This is a genomic window from Agromyces sp. P1_H4, assembly GCF_056405255.1.
This window is the reverse complement of record NZ_JBFUCL010000029.1, coordinates 1-18,430: the sequence shown is the minus strand read 5'-3', so window position 1 is coordinate 18,430 and position 18,430 is coordinate 1. Positions and strand designations below refer to the sequence as shown.

Annotated in this window: 20 protein-coding genes; 1 reads left to right on the top strand and 19 read right to left on the bottom strand. The window is 73.5% G+C overall.

What is annotated here, in order from left to right:
* Window positions 1-32 precede the first annotated feature (32 nt).
* The 19 genes from AC1DY2_RS03700 to AC1DY2_RS03610 form a co-directional block, all read right to left on the bottom strand.
* A complete protein-coding gene (locus tag AC1DY2_RS03700; protein ID WP_476761175.1) occupies window positions 33-1,205 on the bottom strand; it encodes a DegT/DnrJ/EryC1/StrS family aminotransferase in 1,173 nt (390 codons plus the stop codon).
* A 22-nt stretch (window positions 1,206-1,227) separates the two neighbouring features.
* Window positions 1,228-2,307: a glycosyltransferase family 2 protein gene (locus AC1DY2_RS03695; RefSeq protein WP_476761174.1), complete on the bottom strand. Its 1,080-nt coding sequence runs from the start codon at window positions 2,305-2,307 to the stop codon at window positions 1,228-1,230.
* 591 nt (window positions 2,308-2,898) lie between these two features.
* Window positions 2,899-3,282, bottom strand: coding sequence for a hypothetical protein (locus tag AC1DY2_RS03690; RefSeq protein ID WP_476761173.1), 384 nt, complete (start codon window positions 3,280-3,282; stop codon window positions 2,899-2,901).
* A 130-nt stretch (window positions 3,283-3,412) separates the two neighbouring features.
* A complete protein-coding gene (gene hemL, locus AC1DY2_RS03685; protein ID WP_476761172.1) occupies window positions 3,413-4,759 on the bottom strand; it encodes a glutamate-1-semialdehyde 2,1-aminomutase in 1,347 nt (448 codons plus the stop codon).
* Window positions 4,756-5,754, bottom strand: a complete 999-nt coding sequence (gene hemB / locus AC1DY2_RS03680) for a porphobilinogen synthase (protein WP_476761171.1) — start codon at window positions 5,752-5,754, stop codon at window positions 4,756-4,758. The genes hemL and hemB overlap by 4 nt, the downstream gene beginning before the upstream one ends.
* 224 nt (window positions 5,755-5,978) lie before the next feature.
* Complete coding sequence (locus AC1DY2_RS03675; RefSeq protein ID WP_476761170.1) at window positions 5,979-6,788, bottom strand: uroporphyrinogen-III synthase; 810 nt, start codon at window positions 6,786-6,788, stop codon at window positions 5,979-5,981.
* Complete coding sequence (gene hemC, locus AC1DY2_RS03670) at window positions 6,785-7,789, bottom strand: hydroxymethylbilane synthase (protein WP_476761169.1); 1,005 nt, start codon at window positions 7,787-7,789, stop codon at window positions 6,785-6,787. Before hemC ends, AC1DY2_RS03675 begins: the two co-directional genes overlap by 4 nt.
* Window positions 7,786-8,952 carry a ferrochelatase gene (locus AC1DY2_RS03665; RefSeq protein WP_476761176.1) on the bottom strand — a complete coding sequence of 389 codons (1,167 nt, stop codon included), beginning with the start codon at window positions 8,950-8,952 and terminating at the stop codon, window positions 7,786-7,788. The genes hemC and AC1DY2_RS03665 overlap by 4 nt, the downstream gene beginning before the upstream one ends.
* A 152-nt stretch (window positions 8,953-9,104) precedes the next feature.
* Entirely contained in the window at window positions 9,105-9,842 is a 738-nt protein-coding gene (gene hemQ, locus AC1DY2_RS03660) for a hydrogen peroxide-dependent heme synthase (protein ID WP_309975359.1), read from the bottom strand.
* 76 nt (window positions 9,843-9,918) lie between these two features.
* Window positions 9,919-11,007 carry a class I SAM-dependent methyltransferase gene (locus AC1DY2_RS03655; protein ID WP_476761168.1) on the bottom strand — a complete coding sequence of 363 codons (1,089 nt, stop codon included), beginning with the start codon at window positions 11,005-11,007 and terminating at the stop codon, window positions 9,919-9,921.
* Between the two features lie 46 nt (window positions 11,008-11,053).
* Window positions 11,054-11,695 (bottom strand): GntR family transcriptional regulator, encoded by a 642-nt coding sequence (locus AC1DY2_RS03650; RefSeq protein ID WP_476761167.1) that lies wholly within the window; start codon window positions 11,693-11,695, stop codon window positions 11,054-11,056.
* Window positions 11,696-11,716: 21 nt separating this feature from the next.
* The gene (locus tag AC1DY2_RS03645; RefSeq protein WP_476761166.1) at window positions 11,717-12,028 is read right to left on the bottom strand and encodes a DUF3618 domain-containing protein; all 312 of its coding nucleotides are present in this window, start codon (window positions 12,026-12,028) and stop codon (window positions 11,717-11,719) included.
* The gene (locus tag AC1DY2_RS03640) at window positions 12,015-12,419 is read right to left on the bottom strand and encodes a phage holin family protein (protein ID WP_309975368.1); all 405 of its coding nucleotides are present in this window, start codon (window positions 12,417-12,419) and stop codon (window positions 12,015-12,017) included. Before AC1DY2_RS03640 ends, AC1DY2_RS03645 begins: the two co-directional genes overlap by 14 nt.
* A gap of 14 nt (window positions 12,420-12,433) precedes the next feature.
* A complete protein-coding gene (locus AC1DY2_RS03635; RefSeq protein WP_476761165.1) occupies window positions 12,434-12,877 on the bottom strand; it encodes a hypothetical protein in 444 nt (147 codons plus the stop codon).
* 99 nt (window positions 12,878-12,976) lie between these two features.
* A complete protein-coding gene (locus AC1DY2_RS03630; RefSeq protein WP_476761164.1) occupies window positions 12,977-14,542 on the bottom strand; it encodes a protoporphyrinogen/coproporphyrinogen oxidase in 1,566 nt (521 codons plus the stop codon).
* Window positions 14,539-15,687 carry a uroporphyrinogen decarboxylase gene (gene hemE / locus AC1DY2_RS03625; RefSeq protein WP_476761163.1) on the bottom strand — a complete coding sequence of 383 codons (1,149 nt, stop codon included), beginning with the start codon at window positions 15,685-15,687 and terminating at the stop codon, window positions 14,539-14,541. Before hemE ends, AC1DY2_RS03630 begins: the two co-directional genes overlap by 4 nt.
* Window positions 15,688-15,767: 80 nt before the next feature.
* Window positions 15,768-16,595, bottom strand: a complete 828-nt coding sequence (locus AC1DY2_RS03620; RefSeq protein ID WP_476761162.1) for a GDSL-type esterase/lipase family protein — start codon at window positions 16,593-16,595, stop codon at window positions 15,768-15,770.
* Window positions 16,592-17,314: a hypothetical protein gene (locus AC1DY2_RS03615; RefSeq protein WP_476761161.1), complete on the bottom strand. Its 723-nt coding sequence runs from the start codon at window positions 17,312-17,314 to the stop codon at window positions 16,592-16,594. Before AC1DY2_RS03615 ends, AC1DY2_RS03620 begins: the two co-directional genes overlap by 4 nt.
* The gene (locus tag AC1DY2_RS03610; RefSeq protein ID WP_476761160.1) at window positions 17,311-18,093 is read right to left on the bottom strand and encodes an SDR family NAD(P)-dependent oxidoreductase; all 783 of its coding nucleotides are present in this window, start codon (window positions 18,091-18,093) and stop codon (window positions 17,311-17,313) included. Before AC1DY2_RS03610 ends, AC1DY2_RS03615 begins: the two co-directional genes overlap by 4 nt.
* A gap of 52 nt (window positions 18,094-18,145) precedes the next feature.
* Here AC1DY2_RS03610 and AC1DY2_RS03605 point away from each other — a divergent pair.
* On the top strand, window positions 18,146-18,430 hold a 285-nt coding region (locus AC1DY2_RS03605; protein ID WP_476761159.1), incomplete at its 3' end, for a MarR family winged helix-turn-helix transcriptional regulator.

The following is an 18,430-nucleotide window of genomic DNA, read 5'->3' as shown; positions in this document are numbered from 1 at the left end:
GTGTCACCAAGCGCCAGCTCAGGCGACCGGGGTCACGCGGCGGGCCACGCCCCCGTCACGTCGATCTCGCGCTCACGCACGAACGGGTCGCCCTCGGGCCTGAGGCCGAACGCCTCGCGCATCGCACGGGTCACCCGCACGACCTGCCTGGCCGTCATGTGCGGGAAGATCGGCAGGCTGAGGAGCTCGTCCGCCGCGGCATCCGCCACCGGGCAGTCGGTCCGGCGGATCCGCTGGTCGCCCAGGGCACGAGAACGGTGCAGCGGGACCGGATAGTGGATGCCGGTGGCGACGCCGGCGGCGGCGAGCTGCGCGGCCACGTGCTCCCGGTTCGCGACCCTGACCACGTAGTGGTGCCAGACGTGCTCGTTGCCCTTCGCGACCTGCGGGAGGACCACCTCGTCGATGTCGTGGAGGAGCGCCGAATAGACCGACGCCACGGCGCGTCGCCGGGCGTTCCAGTCCTCCAGGCGCTTGAGCTTCGCCGAGAGCACGATGGCCTGCACCGCGTCGAGCCGGGAGGTGAAGCCCAGCAGTTCATGCTCGTCGCCGTCCTCGCTGCCGTGCGAGCCGATCATGCGCACTGCCCGCGCGAGCGAGGGGTCGTCGGTCGTGACCGCGCCGCCGTCGCCCGCGGCGCCGAGGTTGGTGCCGGGGGCGAAGCTGGTCGCCGCGATGCGCCCGAGGCTGCCCGACACCTCGCCGTGCCGCCTCGCGCCGTGCGACTGGGCGGCGTCCTCCACCAGCACCGCGCCGATGCGGCGCGCGATGGGCACCAGGTTCTCGACCGGCGCGGCCTGGCCGTGGAGGTGCACGGCGACGATGACCCGCGTCGCCGTGCTCGACGCCGCCTCGACCGCGTCGGGATCGATGAGCAGCGAGGTCGCGTCGACGTCGACGAGGACCGGGATGCCGCCGGCGCGGATGACGGCCTCAGCCGTGGCGATGAACGTATTGGCGGGGAGGATGACCTCGACGCCCTGGCCGACGCCGACGGCGCGAAGGGCCGCCTCGAGGGCGTCCGTACCGCTGCCCATGCCGACGCAGTGCCGGGCGCCGGTGTAGGCCGCGTACTCGCGCTCGAACGCATCGACCTCGGGTCCCCCGACGAACATTCCCGACGCCAAGGCGGCACGCAGCCTGGGCAGCACCTCGTCGTCCACCTCGTGCTGCTGCGCGGCGAGATCCGTGAACGGCACGGTCATCCGACCACCTCCTGCTCGTCGGTCACGAGATCCCCACGTGTCTCCAGAACGACCATCGAAGCCGGTCCAGCTGGCGGCGGCAGGCCTCGATGCACCGCTGCGCCAGTCGCGGCGAACCTCCTGCGTACGCACGACGGAGGCCGCGCACGACGGCCCGGCCCCGACGTCGCCGCAGCGACGAGCGGCGCACCTCGCCGGCCACGCGATAGAGGTCGGATGCGACGTCCGCGTCACCGCCGCCGTCGAGCTCGCGTTGCGCCAGCAGCAATGCCTCCCGCGCGACCGCCCGTTCGGCCCGGCTGAGCAGGAGGTCGTACCCCGGGACCGCCTCGCGCGTGCCGGGCGCCCCGATCGTGCGGAACGCCGCCGCCCGCTCGCGAAGCTGCTCCGCCATCCCGTCGAATGCGCTGTCCTTCGTGTCGTCGGCGTGCACACGGTGCATCGCCTGCGGCGGTCCGTTCACCCGCGCGACGTCCCAGCGGGCCGCCATGCGGAGCGGGAACTCGAGCTCGTCGGAGTGGGGCAGGCGTGCGTCGTAGGGCCCGACCTGGCGCACCGCCTCCATGCGCGCGACGACCTCGGGCAAGAGGATGAAGCTCCGACCGCGCCAGCAGGCGAGCCGGATCCATTCGTGGCCGTGCCACACGGTCCAGGTGACCCGACGAGTGCCGGCGCCGACACCGGCGGCATCCGATCCGTCGTCGAGTTCGAGCGGCCTGCCGTACACCATCCCGACGGTGGGCTCAGCGAGCATGAGCCGTGCCGCTCGTCCGAGGGCTCCGGGGGCGACGAGGTCGTCGGCGGACACGACGGCGACGAACTCCGTCGTCACGGCCGCGAGGCCGTCGTTGCACGACGCGATGCGGCCGGCGCGCCCGTCGTGCGCGATGACCTGCACGCGCTCGTCGACGGCCAGCCGTCGACCCGCGGCAAGCGAACCGTCCGGCGAGGCGTCGTCGACGATGACGACGCGTGGGTCGACGTCGTCCTGCGCGAGCACTGCGCCGACGGCGGCATCCAGGTACTGCCCCTGCCGGTAGCACGGGATCACCACGGTGACGGCGGGGCGCGCGTCAGTCGGAGCGGGGAACCGCACCCTCACGCCGACTCCTTGGTCGCGGTGCGACCCACCTGCTCGGTGCGACTGCGCTGCCGTGCCCCGCACGCGCGCCGGGTGGTGTCGTGACGGGGGAGGCGGACAACTGGGCTGATATCCGCTCCCCCGCCCCGACGTCTGGGCGGCCTGATGGCCGGATGGATGAGCCTGTCGCGTGTCCGTGGGATGGCGCACGCCGCGACCTGCCCGCCGCCCTGAGGGGCGGAGACGGGCGATCCGATGACGGTGGCCACGGAAGGGCCGACGACGTCGAGAGCCAGGCAGGGTGGGACACGGGAAGACCCTTGGGGACGAGAGTCGTAATACGCCACGCCGGGACGCAAGGGGATGCGCATCGGCGTGCTATCGGGCTTGTTCGCAGACCAGGGGAGGTCTGGGTGAAAACGCGCGACGATCTCAGTTTCGAGATCGCCTCATGTTTCTCGGGTGAAGACAGTTCTACGCCTCGCGGTGAGCGCAGTCTTCCCCCCGTTCGGGGCATTGACCCGGAAACGGTCGAACGGCAACGCAGAACCGCCGCGCATCGGAGGCCTCGCGCACCGATTCGCCGTCGACGCGCCTCGGCGTCGAAGCGCCCTACTCGGCGGGCTGCCCGTCGGCCACCGACGGCGGCTCGTTGAGCTTCAGCCGGTCGATGAGCGTGGCCGAGTGGTTGGTGCTCAGGATGAGGCGGGTGAACTCGCCGTCGGCCAGCTCGAGCACCACGGCCTGTCGCTTGCCCTTCACGATGACGAAGTCGGTGCCGCCGTGGTACTTCCACACGCCGACCGCCACGACGAGCGGCACCTCGCTGCCCCGCTTGCGGATGCCACGGATCCACACCCACGGGTCGTCGGTGACGGTCGCCGAGCGGATGTCGTCGCGCTGCACCACGATGTCGTCGGCACGCAGCGCGAGCGCCTTCTCGGCCGGGGTGAGGTGAACCTCGATCCGATCGGGATGCACGCGAAGGTTGGCCATGGTTCCATCCTGCCCGAGGCCGGCGACAGCCGTCGCGTCGCGACCCCACAATGGAATAACGGTTTCGCCGCGTCAGGCGTGTCGCGCCATCCGTCCCGCCGCCGGTGGGCTCCAGCAGCGAGCAGCGGCCTCAGGCCGGGCGAGCGGATGCCGCGGCGCGGGCGGCCGCGGGCAGCGCGTCGACGATCCGCCCGATGGCCTCGTCGTCGTGGGCGGCCGTCACGAACCACGCCTCGAACACGGAGGGCGGCAGCGAGACGCCCGCATCGAGCATCGCGTGGAAGAACGCCGGGTACCGCCACGTCTCCTGCCGCTTCACGCCGGCATAGTCGTGCACGCCGGATGCCACGTCCTCGCCGAACACGAAGCTGAACAGGTTGCCGGCCCGCTGGACCCCGTGCGCCACGCCCTCGGCGCCCAGCGCGTCGGACACGGCTGCGCTGATCGTCTCGGCGGCGGCGTCGAGACGCGAGTACACCGCGGCATCCGCGGCCCGGAGCGTGGCGACGCCGGCGGCGACCGCGACGGGGTTTCCCGAGAGGGTGCCAGCCTGGTACACCGGCCCGACGGGCGCGAGGTACTGCATCACGTCGGCGCGACCGCCGAGCGCGGCGACGGGCATGCCGCCGCCGATGACCTTGCCGAACGTGAGGAGGTCGGGCGTGTACTCGCCCTCGCCGCCTCGCTCGACGCCCCACCAGCCGGCCTCCGACACCCGGAAGCCGGTGAGCACCTCGTCGCTGATGACCAGCGAGCCGTTGGCGTGCGCGAGGTCCACGAGCGCGCGGTTGAAGCCGGGCAGCGGAGGGACGACGCCCATGTTCGCGGCGGCCGCCTCGACGATGACCGCGGCGATGCGATCGCCGTGCTCGGCGAACGCCGCGCGAACCGCGTCGAGGTCGTTGTAGGGCAGCACGAGGGTGAGCGCGGCGATGTCGGCGGGCACGCCGGCCGAGCCGGGCAGCGCGAAGGTCGCGAGGCCCGAGCCCGCCTCGGCGAGCAGGCCGTCGGAGTGGCCGTGGTAGTGGCCCGAGAACTTCACGAGCACGTCGCGTCCGGTGAACCCGCGCGCGAGGCGGATCGCGCTCATCGTCGCCTCGGTGCCGGTCGACACGAGGCGCAGCTGCTYGACCGGCGCGACGCGGGCCTCGACGAGCTCGGCCAGCTCGGTCTCGGCGGGCGTCGACGAGCCGAACGAGAGACCGCGGCTCGCGGCATCCGTCACCGCCTCGATCACCCGCGGATCGGCGTGCCCGAGGATCGCGGGACCCCACCCGGCGACGAGGTCGACGTACTCACGACCCTCGACGTCGGTGACGTACGCGCCGCGGGCGCTCACGAGGAAGCGCGGCGTGCCGCCCACCGAGCGGAACGCGCGCACCGGCGAGTTCACGCCGCCGGGGATGGCGGCCTGCGCCCGGGCGAAGAGCTCGGCGTTGGTGGTGTCGGCAGCGGTCGTGTCGGCAGCGGTGTTCATGCGAGGTCTCCGTCGCGGATCCAGTCGGCGAGCTCGACGGCCCAGTAGGTGAGCACGGCGTCGGCGCCGGCACGGTGGATGGCGCGCACCGACTCGATCACGGCGCGCTTGCGGTCGATCCAGCCGTGCGCGGCGGCGGCCTCGATCATCGCGTACTCGCCCGACACCTGGTAGGCCCACACGGGCACCTCGGATGCCGCGGCGACGTCGGCGAGCACGTCGAGGTAACTGCCGGCGGGCTTGACCATGACGATGTCGGCGCCCTCGTCGATGTCGATCATCGCCTCACGGAGGCCCTCGCGCCGGTTGCCCGGGTCGAGCTGGTACGAGCGGCGGTCGCCCTCGAGGGTCGACTCGACTGCGTCGCGGAACGGCCCGTAGAACGCGCTCGCGTACTTCGCCGAGTAGGCGAGGATGGCCGCATCGGCGTGCCCGGCCTCGTCGAGCGCCTCGCGCACGGCGGCGACCTGGCCGTCCATCATGCCGCTCAGGCCCAGCAGCTGCGAGCCGGCGCGGGCCTGCTCGAGCGCCATCGCGGTGTAGCGCTCGAGCGTCGCGTCGTTGTCGACGCGTCCGCGGTCGTCGAGCACGCCGCAGTGCCCGTGGTCGGTGAACTCGTCGAGGCAGAGGTCGGTCTGCACCACGAGACGGCCGGCGGATGCCTCGACGGCGACGCGCGTGGCCACGTTCAGGATCCCGTCGGGGTCGGTGGCCCCCGACCCGCGCGCGTCGCGCACCTCGGGCACGCCGAACAGCATCACGCCGCCGAGGCCCGCGGCCGCGGCATCCGACACCGCCTGCGGCAGGGACTCGAGCGAGTGCTGCACGACGCCCGGCATCGACGCGATCGGCAGCGGGGCGGTGATGCCCTCGCGCACGAACAGCGGCAGCACGAGGTCGGCGGGGTGCAGGCGCGTCTCGGAGACGAGGCGGCGCATGGCCGGGGCCTCTCGCAGACGACGTGGGCGGACGCGGGGAACGGGCGTGGAACTCACCCGTCCAGCCTACGTCGCGCCGGCTGGGCGCCCGCCGGGTCAGGCGTCAGGCGCCGCTCACCTCCCCACTGCGCGGGGGCGCACGATTCAGGCGATCGGGCGGGTTTCAGGCGCGCGCCGGCGATTCCGGCCTGAGCAGCCGCCGATCACCTGAATTGCGGATGCCGCCGCGCGGGCGCGCGCGTCTGCCGCGGTCCCGTCGGATGCGCCCGCCGGGTCAGGCGTCAGGCGTGGGCGGTGGCCGCCTCGACGACCGCGTCGATGAGCGACTCGGCCGTGCGCTCGCGTGCGACGACGTCGACGCGGAGGCCGATCTGCGCGGCATCCGTCTTGGTCTGCGGGCCGATGGCGGCGACGAGCGTGGTCTCGGGGATGGGGCCGAGCTGCTCCTGCACCTGTTCGGCGACGCTGCCCGAGGTCACGAGCACGGCGTTGACCCGACCCGATCGAACGTCGTCGGCGACCTTGGGCGCGACCGGCACGCCCACCGTGCGGTAGGCGACGACGGCCTCGACGTGGTGGCCCGCGCGGGCGAGGCCGATCGACAACACCTGCTTGGCGATCGCGGAACGCAGGGCGAGGACGCGCAGGCCCTTCTGCCCCTCGGTCGCGGCCTCCCACTCCTCGAGCAGGCCGCGCGCGGAGTTGTCCTCCGACGGGACGATGTCGGCGTGGTACCCGGCGGCGACGAGGGCGGCAGCGGTGGTCTCGCCGACCGCTGCGACCTTCGTCGTCTCGGGGATCACCGCGTTGTACGACGAGAGCACGTCGACCGTGGTCGCGCTCGTGACCGTGAGCCAGTCGAATCCGCCCGACGCCAGCTTGGCAAGTGCTGCCTCGAGGGCCGGCTGGTCGTCGGTGGGCGCGAAGTTGATCATCGGCGCGACGATGGGCGACGCGCCACGGGCACGCAGCGCGGCGGCCACGCCGTCGCCCCAGGGTCCGCCGCGGGGCACGAGCACGCGCCATCCGGCGAGCGGCTTGCCGTGGAAGGGCAGGCCGATCGCACCGGTCAACGATTCGAATTCGCTCACTGCGACTCCTCACGAGGTGCAAGATCGGCGGCACCGTTGCCGAGGAGTTCCGTGACGACGCGGTCGGCGACGTCACGAGCCGCATCCGCCAGGTCGGCAGCCGAGCGGCTCTCGGGGGTCGCGGCGTGCGAGCTCGTCAACCGCTGCGTCCCGTCGGCACTGTACACGCTCGCCGTGAGGAACAGAAGTTCGTCGTCGATGAAGGCCGTGACGCCGACCGGTGCTGCGCAGCCCGCCTCGAGTCCGGCGAGCACGAGCCGCTCGGCGAGCACCGTGGAGCGGGTGACGCCGTGGTCGACGGCCTCGAGCGCGCGCTCCAGCGCACGGTCGCCGCGCTCGCGACGCACCTCGATCGCGAGCGCGCCCTGCCCGGCGGCCGTGGGCCACTCGTCGAGCGGAAGCAGGTCGGTCGCGGCATCCGCCCGCCCGAGGCGGCCGAGGCCGGCGGCGGCCAGCAGCACCGCGTCGAGCTCGCCCGAGGCGACCTTGCCGAGCCGCGTGTCGACGTTGCCGCGGAGGTCGACGGCGATGACGTCGGGGCGGGCGGCGCGCAGCTGGGCGATGCGGCGAGGCGAGCCGGTGCCGACGCGCGCGCCCTCGGGGAGGGTCGCGAGCGTGAGGCCGTCGCGGGCGCAGAGCGCGTCGCGGGCGTCGGCGCGCTTGGGCACGGCGCCCAGGCGCAGCCCCTCGTGCTCGGAGGTCGGCAGGTCCTTCAGCGAGTGCACGACGAGGTCGCACTCGCCGCGCAGGAGGGCCTCACGCAGGGCGGCGGCGAAGACGCCGGTGCCGCCCAGGGACGCGAGCGAGGCGCGCGACGTGTCGCCCTCGGTCGTCACGGGCACGAGCTCGATCTCGGCCTTCGCGGCCTTGGCGAGGCGCTCGGCGATCTGCGTGGTCTGCGCCATGGCGAGCGCGCTCGCGCGGGTGCCGACGCGGATGACGCCGCCTGAGCCGGCCGCGCCGGCGCCGGAACGGGCAGTGGAGGCCGTGGACCCGCTCATGGCGCGATCCCCGCCAGTGCCGGGCGGAACCCGAGGCGCACGTTCTCGCAGCATCCGGGGCGGCACACGTCGTACCACGGGCCCAGCGACGTCACGGCGGGCCGCTCGGATGCGGGCGTGCCGTTCACGCGCTCGAGCACGAGGTCGACCAGGCCGGCGACGTACGCGGGATGGGTGCCCGGCGTCGGCACCCGCACGGCGGCGAGGCCGTGCTCCTCGGCGGTCTCGAGCGCTTCGTTGTCGAGGTCCCACATCACTTCCATGTGGTCGCTGACGAAGCCGAGCGGCACGATGACGACGGCCTTGCGGCCGGCAGCGGGCAGTTCCCCGATCGCGTCGTTGACATCGGGCTCGAGCCACGGCATCGAGGGCGGCCCCGAGCGCGACTGGTACACCAGCTGCCACGGCACGTCGGCCGCGCCCGCCTCCCGCATGACGACCTCGGCGACCGCGCGGTGCTGGGCGGCGTACGCGCCACCCTCACCGAACCCGCGCTCGGCCGGGCCCGACTTCGCGGCATCCGTCGAGGGGATGGAGTGGGTCGCGAACAGCACCTCGATTTGAGTGGTGCGGTCGAGCCCGGGCACGGATGCCTCGAGCTGCCCGATCCCGTCGCGCACGCCCTCGATGAACGGCTGCACGAAGCCCGGGTGGTCGAAGAACTGGCGCACCTTGTCGATCTGGATGGCGTGGTCGCCCTCGCCGAGGCCCGTGTCGGCGAGCGCGTCGGCGAAGTCCTCGCGGTACTGCCGGCAGCTCGAGTAGGAGCTGTAGGCGCTCGTCGCGATCGCGAGCAGCTTCGTGTGGCCGGCGGCCTTCGCCTCGTCGAGCGCGTCGTTGAGGTAGGGGTCCCAGTTGCGGTTGCCCCAGAGCACGGGCAGGTCGATGCCACGGCTCGCGAGCTCGGCCTCGAGGGCGGCCTTCAGTCGGCGGTTCTGCTCGTTGATCGGGCTGATCCCGCCGAAGTGGCGGTAGTGGTGGGCGACCTCCTCGAGGCGCTCGTCGGGGATGCCGCGGCCGCTCGTCACGTTGCGGAGGAAGGGGATCACGTCGTCCTGGCCCTCCGGGCCGCCGAACCCGGCGAGCAGGATCGCGTCGTACGCGACCGGCTCCTCGACGTGCGCCGGGCCCTGCTGGGCCGCGGGCGTCGCGCCAGGGACGATGGCGCCGGCGGCGCAGGGGGCGGATGCCGCGGGCGCGGGCTTGTGTCCGCGATGCGCGGTGGCCGGGGCATCCGTCGCACCAGGAGCACCGGTCGCGCCCGGAGCGCCCGGAGCATCCGTCGCGCCCGACGAGCCGAGGTTCAGGGCGGCCACTACTGCACCACCTCGACGAGCTCGGCGGTCGAGATGCGGCGGCCCGTGTAGAAGGGGACCTCTTCGCGCACGTGGCGTCGGGCGTCGGTGGCGCGCAGGTCGCGCATGAGGTCGACGAGGTCGGTGAGCTCGTCGGACTCGAGGGGCAGCAGCCACTCGTAGTCGCCGAGCGCGAACGACGAGACGGTGTTGGCGATGACCCCGCGGAACGCGGCGCCCTTGCGGCCGTGCTCGGCGAGCATGCGCCCGCGCTCCTCGGGTGCGAGCAGGTACCAGTCGTAGCTGCGCACGAAGGGGTAGACGGTGAGCCAGGCCTTGGGCTCGATGCCGCGCAGGAACCCGGGCACGTGCGACTTGTTGAACTCGGCGTCGCGATGCACGCCCATCGCGTTCCACGTCGGAAGCAGTGCGCGGAACAGTCGCGCGCGCCGCAGCTCGCGGAGCGCCCACTGCAGCCCCTCGGCGGTCGGGCCGTGCAGCCAGAGCATCACGTCGGCGTCGGCGCGCAGGCCCGACACGTCGTATATCCCACGCACGGTGACGGATTCGTCCTCGACGAGGCCGATCATGTCGTCGAGTTCGCGCACGAAACGGGGCACGTCGTGCCCGTCGAGGTCGTCGGGTCGCGCCGGGTCCTTTCGGAACACGGCGAACACCGTGTAGCCCTCGGGAGACTGCTCGGCGTCGGATTCAGTGTGGAGCGCGTCGGCTGCCGCTTCGGCAGCGGGGGAAGACATGCCTCCAGTCTCCCCCTTTCCGCGTCATCGGCCAAAAGCGTCATGGCGGTCGCGACCGCCGGGCCCGCTGACGTCGTCAGCGGACGAGGCGCGTGAAGCGGAACGAGGCGAAGCCGTCGATGGGCAGCTCCTCGATGCCCGAGAAGCCGGCCTTCCGCGCGTACTGCTCGAGCGTCGCCTGCCGCATCACGGTTCCCGTGCCGACCGAGCCCGGTGCGGAGAGGCTGTCGGGCAGGCACACGAAGATGCTGTAGCCGTACATCATCCGCTCCGCGCCGTCACCATCGGGCGCGAACGCGGGTGCGACCGCCTCATCCATGATCACGACCTCCCCGTCGGGCTTCACCGCCCGCCGGATCGCGGCCAGCACGTCGACGGGGAACGGCATGTCGTGCAGCGCCTCGAAGACGAACGCGGCATCGAACGCGGCGTCCTGGGCGAGCCCCTCCGCGGCGACGTGGTGGAAGCGCACGCGCTCCGCGACGCCGGCTTCCTCGGCGTGGCGCCGCGCTGCGACGACCGATGCCGCATCGACGTCGAAGCCCTCGATGCGAGCGCTCGGGTAGGCCCGGGCGAGGGCGATCGACGACCAGCCGTGTCCGCTGCCGACGTCGGCGACGCGCGCGCCGGGCCGGGAGAGCACCTCGTGCAGCGGCGCCACGCCCGCGAGCGCGTCACCGAGCCGCTGCAGGAACCACGGGCGATTGAGGTCGCCCTGGGCATCGCGCGCGTCCTCGCCCAGGTCGGCCCACGCCACGCCGCCTCCGGCGCGGTACGCCTCGAGCAGTGGTGCGAGCTGCGCGCCGATCGCCGCCGCGAACCGCCCGAGCGGCGCGACGTAGTCGAGGGAGTCGGGATTCGTGAGCGCCTCGGCGTGTCCGGCCGGCAACGTGAAACGGCGAGCGGATGCCGCAGCGTCCACGTCTTCGACGGCGAGGATGCCGTACACCGCCTGCTGTTCGAGCCACTCCCGGGCGTAGCGTTCGTGGGTGCCGGTGCGCTCGGCGAGCGTCGGCGCATCGAGCGGACCCGCATCGGCGAGCGCGTGATACCAGCCGAGCCGGTCGCCCACGTAGATGCTCAGCAGCTCGAACGTGGCGATGGTCGTGTCGACCACATGCTCCGCGAAGGCGGTCCCGGCGTCGTGCTGGTCATCCGTCGTCATCGTCGACTCCCTTCGTTGCGTGGCCCGTGGACGCCCACGCGCCCGCTCACTCCCCCACGAGCAGGCGGGTCGAGTGCGCGAGGTGCTCGCGGATCGCGTCGGGCCCGCGCGACTGCACGTCGTCCAGCAGTGCCCCGTGCTCGGCGACGAGCGACTCGAGCGTGTAGTGCGGCCGCACGTGCAGCAGGAACAGCAGCAGCTCGCCGCCCAGGGCGGCGTGCGCCTCGACGATGCGGCTGCTGCCGGATGCCGCCACGAGCGCGTGATGGAACTCGGCGTGCACCCGCTCGGCCTCGAGCCAGTCGACGGATGCCGCGAGCTGCTCGAGCGCCTCGCGCGCGGGTGCGATCGCGGCATCCGGCCACGCCTCGCCGAACCGCTCCCCCGCGATGCGCACAGCCTCGACCTCGAGCGCCGCGCGCAGCTGCTGCAGGGCGATGATCGTCGCTCGGTCGAAGCTCGTGACGCGGACCCCGCGGTAGGGCACGGCGACCGCGAGCCGCTCGGCGACGAGCCGCTGGAACGCGGCGCGCACCGTGTGTCGGGAGACCCCGTACCGTTCGGATGCCGCCTCCTCGCGCAGCGGCGCGTCGGCGGGGAGCGCGCCGGTGAGGATCTCGGCGCGCACGGCATCGGCGACGCGGTCGACGGCGGTCGGCGACGGCCCCCCGGAGTCGAGCGGAGTCATCGCGGCCTCCCGCCGGTGCGGCTACTTGCCGTCGACGGCGGCGCGCACCACGAGCCACACGACGAGCCCGACGCCCACCGCGACCCCGGCTGCTGCGGCGACGGCGGCCCCCGGCTGCTCGTTCGCGAAGCGGCGCCAGCGCACCCTGGCCTCGGCCGTCTTGCGCTGCACCTGCTTCGGGACGTTGAGCTTGTCTTCGAGGGCGTCGAGGGTGCCCGCGAACTGGCGGCGTGCCCGTTCGGAGTTCGCCTTGGCCTCGAGCCTGGTCAGGTTGCGCTGATGCGTCTTGGCGTCGCGCTTGCTGAGCTGCCGTCCGGCGTCAGTCGCGGTCATACTCGCCCGTTCCCTTCACCACGTCGAGGTCCTTGCGGAGGCTCTCGATCGATTCGAGCGGCTCGCTGCCGCGCTTGAAGTTGATCATCGCGATCCAGACGAGGATCGCGATGATGACGATCAGGATGCCCGAGACGGTCAGCGCCGCCGCCCACGCCGGCATCACCAGCGCCAGCGCGAAGATGGCGGCGGTGATGAGCGTGAAGAGCAGGAACACGGCCACCACCGCGGCGCCCGCGACGAGCCCCGAGCCGATGCCGAAGTGCTTGATCTTGTAGCTGATCTCGGCCTTGATCTGGTCGATCTCGGCCTTGATGAGGTCGGAGACGCGGTCGGGAAGCTCTCCGACCAGCGTGAACAGCGAGCGTTCGTCGTTCGACGGTGCGACCATGTTCGCCTCCGCGGTCAGGATGCGGACGCCGAGCCCGAGACGGGCTTGGTGCGCGCGGCTGGCTTCGACGCCGATTGCGACGCCACGTCGGCGGCATCGTCGACCGCGTCGTCGAGCTTGCCGGCGGCGTTGTCGACCGCCGACTTCGCGGCATCGGCGGCCTTGGAGATGTTCGCCTTCGCGTCGCGCGCGGCACGGTTCACGTCGGACTTCGTCGCGCCCGAGCCCTTGGTGGCACTGCCGATGAGGTTCTTCACCCCGTCGAGCACGGTGTCGCCCAGGTCGCCGACCCGGGCGGACGCGAAGTCCTTCACCGTGCCCACGCCCTGCTGCACCGACGGCTGGTTCCACACCTTCTCGGCCGCCGCGCGGATCTGCTCGTAGCGCTCACGGCCGGCACGCGAGCCGAGCACGTATCCGACGCCGACTCCGACGACGAAGAGGATCTTGCCCTTCATGTGCACCCCATCTCCTTGTGGATCGCCACCACGACGTTTCCAGCGTAGACCCCGTGCAATGGGGCGCAAGGGGGTTGCGGCAAAAGTATTCCGCTCCGGCTATGCAACCTCGCCCGGCGTGATCGCCAGGTGACGGATGCGTCGTGCGGCCTCCTGCGCGTGCGGGATGACGGATGCCAGCCCGGTGCCCGCGACCCACGAGCCGGTCGCCTCGATGCCGGGCTCGGCCGCGAGCACCTCCTCGAGCGCACGGATCCGGTCGCGTTGGCCGATGGTCGCCTGCGACAGCGCGTCGCGCCAGGCGCTGCGACCCGACGCGCGCAGCATTGACGCATCGAGGGGTACGCCCAGCAACGCGCTCGCATCGGCGAGGGCGAGTGCCTCGACCTCGGCGTCGGTGCGCCCGTCGAGCGGGTTCGGCTCGCCCGCGCGGCCGTACGAGAGCCGCGCGACCTGCCGTGCGCCCGCCGCCTCGGCCAGCCATGGCCACTTCGCCGTCGAGTGCGTGAGGGCCTTCGCGGTGACGCCGGGCGTGCCGACCGCGACGAGCACGCCGGTGCCGCGGGGCGCTGCGGCGAGCGCGGCGGCATCGAGCACGAGCGTCACGAGCTCGACGGATGCCGCGGCCGGCCAGTCCGAGGCATCCGCCCAGCCGAGCGACGCGGCCTCGAGCAGGCGGCGCGAGGCGTCGGCCGGCGAGGCGAGGATGACGTAGGGGGCGTCGACCTGCAGCGCGGCGGGCGCCGCGTCGTCGGAGGTGCCGCCCTCGGCGACCGGGGATGCGGTGCCTGCGGCGGACGCCACCAGCGCCTGCWCGCGCCAGCCCGGCGCCGCCGTGGCATCCGCTGCACCGTCGACGACACGGCGCTCGAGGCCCGTGACCTCGGCGCCCGTGACCACCTCGACGCCGAACCGGTCGAGCTGCGCCGCGAGCGCGTCGACCAGCCGGTGCATGCCGCCGCGGAGCCCGAGCACGGCGGTGCCGGCCTTGCGCGCCTCGAGGAGCTGCCCGACGCCCCCCGACAGCGAGCCGGCGCGCGTCATCGCCTCGTTCAAACCCGGCGCCACGACGTCGAGGTCGAGGTCGTCGGGGTTGGCCGAGTAGACGCCCGCGGAGATCGGCGTGACGAGCCGGTCGGCCACGGCGTCGCCCATGCGCTGTCGCACGAGCTTGCCGAGGCTGTGCGCGCGTCCGATCTTCAGGATCGGGGTGACCCGGTCGCGGTAGGCGCGGATCGCCCCACGCCAGCCGATGATGCGGCGCACGTCGTCGCCGAGCGGGTTCGCGGGAATCCCGAGCACGCCGGTGCGGGGCATCGGCGCGGCGTCGACGCCGCCCGTTGCGCCGGGCATCACGAGCCAGGCGCCGGCGGGGTTCGGCGTCACGACGTCGTCGGCGAGGCCCAGCTGCGCCACGAGCTCGGCGACCGTTCCGCCGCGCGTCGCGAACGACTCGGCTCCGCTGTCGAGCGACAGCCCGTCGAGCTCGATGCGGCCGACGCAGCCGCCGATCGTCGCGCGCCGCTCGAGGACCGTGACCCGCAGGCCGACCTTGGCGCACTCCAGCGCGGCGACGAGGCCGCCCACGCCCGCACCCACGACGACGACGTCGGCCGTGCGCCGCTGGGCGACCGGCGCATCAGCTTCGGACGTGCTGTCGGTCATGCGCCCGCCTCGTGCACGAGCTCGACCACGCGCGTGAGCACGGTGGGGTCGGTCTCGGGGGGCACGCCGTGGCCGAGGTTGAAGACGTGCGCGGGCGCGACGGTGCCCCGGGCGAGCACGTCGCGCACGGCGGCCTCGAGCACCGGCCACGGCGCGGCGAGCAGGGCCGGATCGAGGTTGCCCTGCAGCGGCACGTCGGCGCCGATGCGTTCCGACGCCACGTCGAGCGGCACGCGGTAGTCCACGCCGACGGTGTCGACCCCGATGCTGTGCATAGCGCCGAGCAGCTCCCCCGTGCCCACGCCGAAGTGYACGAYGGGCACGGCGCGGGTCGAGGTCTTCCCCGCGGCATCCGTCACCTCGTAGGAGAGGTCGTGCACGTGGGCGAGCGCCGTCGCCGACGCGGGCGCCACGTGCGTCTCGTAGTCGGTGAGCGAGAGGGCGCCGGCCCACGAGTCGAACAGCTGCGCGGCGGATGCCCCGGCCAGCACCTGCGTGCGCAGGAACCGGCCGGTGAGCTCGGCCGTCCACTCCATGAGCCCCCGCCAGGCGCCCGGGTCGGCGTGCATGAGGGTGCGGGCGGCGAGGTGGTCCTTCGAGGGACCGCCCTCGGCCAGGTAGGCGGCCAGCGTGAACGGCGCGCCGGCGAAGCCGATGAGCGGGGTCGCAGTGCCCGAGCCGTTGTCGGTCACGTTCAGCTCGGCGATCGTGCGCTGCACGGCCTCGGTGATGGGGCCGGATGCCGCGTCGAGGCCCGCGGGGTCGACCGCCGTCAGCTCGGCCACGCCCGCGGCATCCGCATACCCGCGGCCGAAGACGGGACCCCGGCCCGGCTGGATCTCGACGTCGACGCCGACGAGCTTCAACGGCACCACGATGTCGCTGAAGAAGATGCCCGCGTCGACCCGGTGGCGGCGCACGGGCTGCAGGGTGATCTCGCTCGCCATGGCGGGGTCGAGGCAGGCGTCGAGCATGCGGGTGCCCACGCGCAGGTCGCGGTACTCGGGGAGCGAGCGCCCCGCCTGGCGCATGAACCACACCGGCGTCGTGTCGCTGCGCTCCCCTCGGTAGGCGCGCACCAGGCGCGAGTCGCCAGTGAGGCCGGCGGACAGGGGATGCTGCTCGGAGAGGATCACGCGTGACATTGTCCCGTATCGGGCTGGGGGCGCTGCTGTGAGGGCAGCGCGCGTGCCCGGGCGCTGCACCGGGTGGCCGGGGCCGGCGGCTACGACGGCAGGTCGGCCCCTGCGAGCCGCAGCAGCACGAGCTCGGCGAGCGCGAGCTGGCCGGCCGGGTCGGGGTGCACGCCGTCGTCGCCGAGGGCGATGCCGTCGGGCGCCTCCGCCGGGTCGACGACGAGGTCGCCCGATGCCGCGAGGCCCCCGATCGCCGCGGCGGTCTCGCGCACGTCCCGGTTCGTCCAGGCCAGCCCCGCGCCGCCGAAGTAGGGGAACGCCGCCACCGCCGCCTCGTCGACGGCGGTCGGCACCACCCAGGTCCAGGCGGCGCCGGCGAACGCGGCATCCGTCCGCAGCACCCGCAGGTTGCGCGTCGTCTCCTCGGCGCTCACGAGGCGCGGCCCGTCGGCACCGAACCGCCGGGCGTCGTTGGCGCCGAGCATGCAGAACACGCGGTCGGCAGGATGCCGCCGCAGCGCGAGCAGGCGACCGAGCGTCTCGGTGGTGGTCGCTCCCGACACCGCCGCGTTGTCGAAGCGCACGCCGAGTTCGGGGCGCTCGGCGGCGAACAGCGCGGCGAGCACCTCGAACCACGAGAGCCGGTCGGCCGTGGTGCTCTCGCCRATCGCGAGCAGTCGCTCTCCCGCGGCGAACGGCATCCGATCGAGCGCCCGCTGCACCACCGGCCGGGCCGCGAGGGCGGCAACGGCCTCGGTGCGCTGCCGCTCGAGGTCGGCGAGCGCCGCGGCATAGCCCTCGGCGTCGGTGCCGAGGATCGCCGCACGCGTGGCGTCGTCGAGGTTCCACGCATACGGGAGGGAGCGCTCGGGGCGCTCGAAGCGCACGAGCTTCGTGACGAGCGGGCCGGCGCTCATCGGCCGCTCCGTCGCTGCCGGACGCTCGCCCGGGTCCGCGGAAGGAGGAACGCGCAGGCCACGAACCACGCCAGCGACGGGAACCGCACGATGGGCAGCAGCGGCGTGAGCCACGGCAGCGCCACGGTGAGCGTCGCGAGCATCGCGAGGCCGGCGAGCACGAGGCCCGCCCAGGCGAACCAGCGCGGCAGCAGGCCGGCGAGGAGGCCGGGCACCGCGAGGCCGGCGATGAGCAGGCCGAACGGCACGACGAACCCGGGGCCGCCGAAGATGAACGCGAGGTCGTGCACGAGGCGCACGAGGTCCGGGCTCGCGAGGACCTCGGGGCGCGAGAGCGCCCAGGTCATGCAGGCGGAGATCGTCATCGCCACCGACGCGACGAGTCCGCCGGCGAAGCCGATCATCGGGCCCGGCGCCGTCACCCCGAGCTGCCTGGCGCGAGTCGACGCGGTGGCGGCGAAGATCGCGAGCGGCACCGCGGCCCCGAACTGCAGCAGCGCGGTGACGAGCACGGCCGCCTGGTGGTCGCGGAAGTAGGACACGATCGCGTCGCCGTCGCCGAACGGCGACGGGTAGGTGACGCCGCCGGCGAGCAGCGCGGGCAGCACGAGGGAGGCCATGAAGAGCGCGACCACCGCGATGGCGAGCGGCGGCAGGGGCGGGCCGGGCTGGATGCGGCGCGGCGCGGTGGCGGCGCTCCGCGGGTCGATGGCGGTCATAGCGTCATTCCTCCCGTGAGGTCGAGGGTGATTCCGGTCGTCCACGACGACTCGTCCGAAGCGAGGTGCAGGATGGCGTCCGCGACATCCACGGGCCGGCCGATCCGGCCGAGCGGCACGTGCGCGGCGATGGCCTCGAGCTGGGGCCGCGGCATCCGGCTGCGCAGCTTGTCGGTCTCGACCATCGACGGGGCGACGCAGTTGACGCGGATGCCGCGTGGCGCGAACTCGAGCGCGAGGTGCTGCGTGAGCATCACGACGCCGGCCTTGGCGGCGGCGTAGGCGGCGTTGGCGCGCGACGCGCGACGGCCGGCGCTCGAGGCCACCGTGACGATGCGCCCGTCGCCGAGGGCGAGCATGCCCGGCAGCACCGCGTGGATCGTGAGGAACGTCGAGGTGAGGTCGGTGTCGACGACCTCGCGCCAGCGGTCGGCGGTGAGGGCGTCGGATGCCACGGGGGCGCCGTCGCCGCCGGCGAGCGTGACCGCGATGGAGACGGGACCGAACTCCCGGGCCGCCGCGGCGACCACCTCGTCGAGGTGGTGCTCGTCGCGGACGTCGCCCACGTGGACGACCACCGCGCCGCCGTCGGCGCGGATGACCGAGGCCACGGCCTCGAGCCGCTCCGCGTCGCGTCCGTGCACCACGACCGCGGCGCCTCGGGCGGCGAGGCGGCGGGCGACCTCCGCCCCGATGGAGCCGGAGGCGCCGGTGACGAGGGCGACCCGGCCGTCGAGGTCGGCCGCCTCCCGCGGCATCCGCTCATTCGTTACGTTCATGTAATCATTCATAGCACAGAATGATTACACCGCAACTGTTAGAGTCGAGGACATGGACGCCGACGCACCCCCCACGGGCTTCCGCCCGCCGGCCGAACGCGTCGGGTTCCTGCTCTCGCAACTCGGCGCCTACGCCGCCGCACGCTTCGCCGAACGCGTCGCCGAGCTCGGCCTGCAACCGAGCGACCTCGGCCTCCTCCGCCTCATCGCCGTCGACCCGGGCCTCAGCCAGCAGGCGCTCGCCACCCGGCTCGGCGTCGCCCCGAGCCGCGTCGTGGCCCTCGTCGACGCGCTCGAGGCGAAGCAGCTCGTGGAGCGCACCCGCAGCACCCGCGAC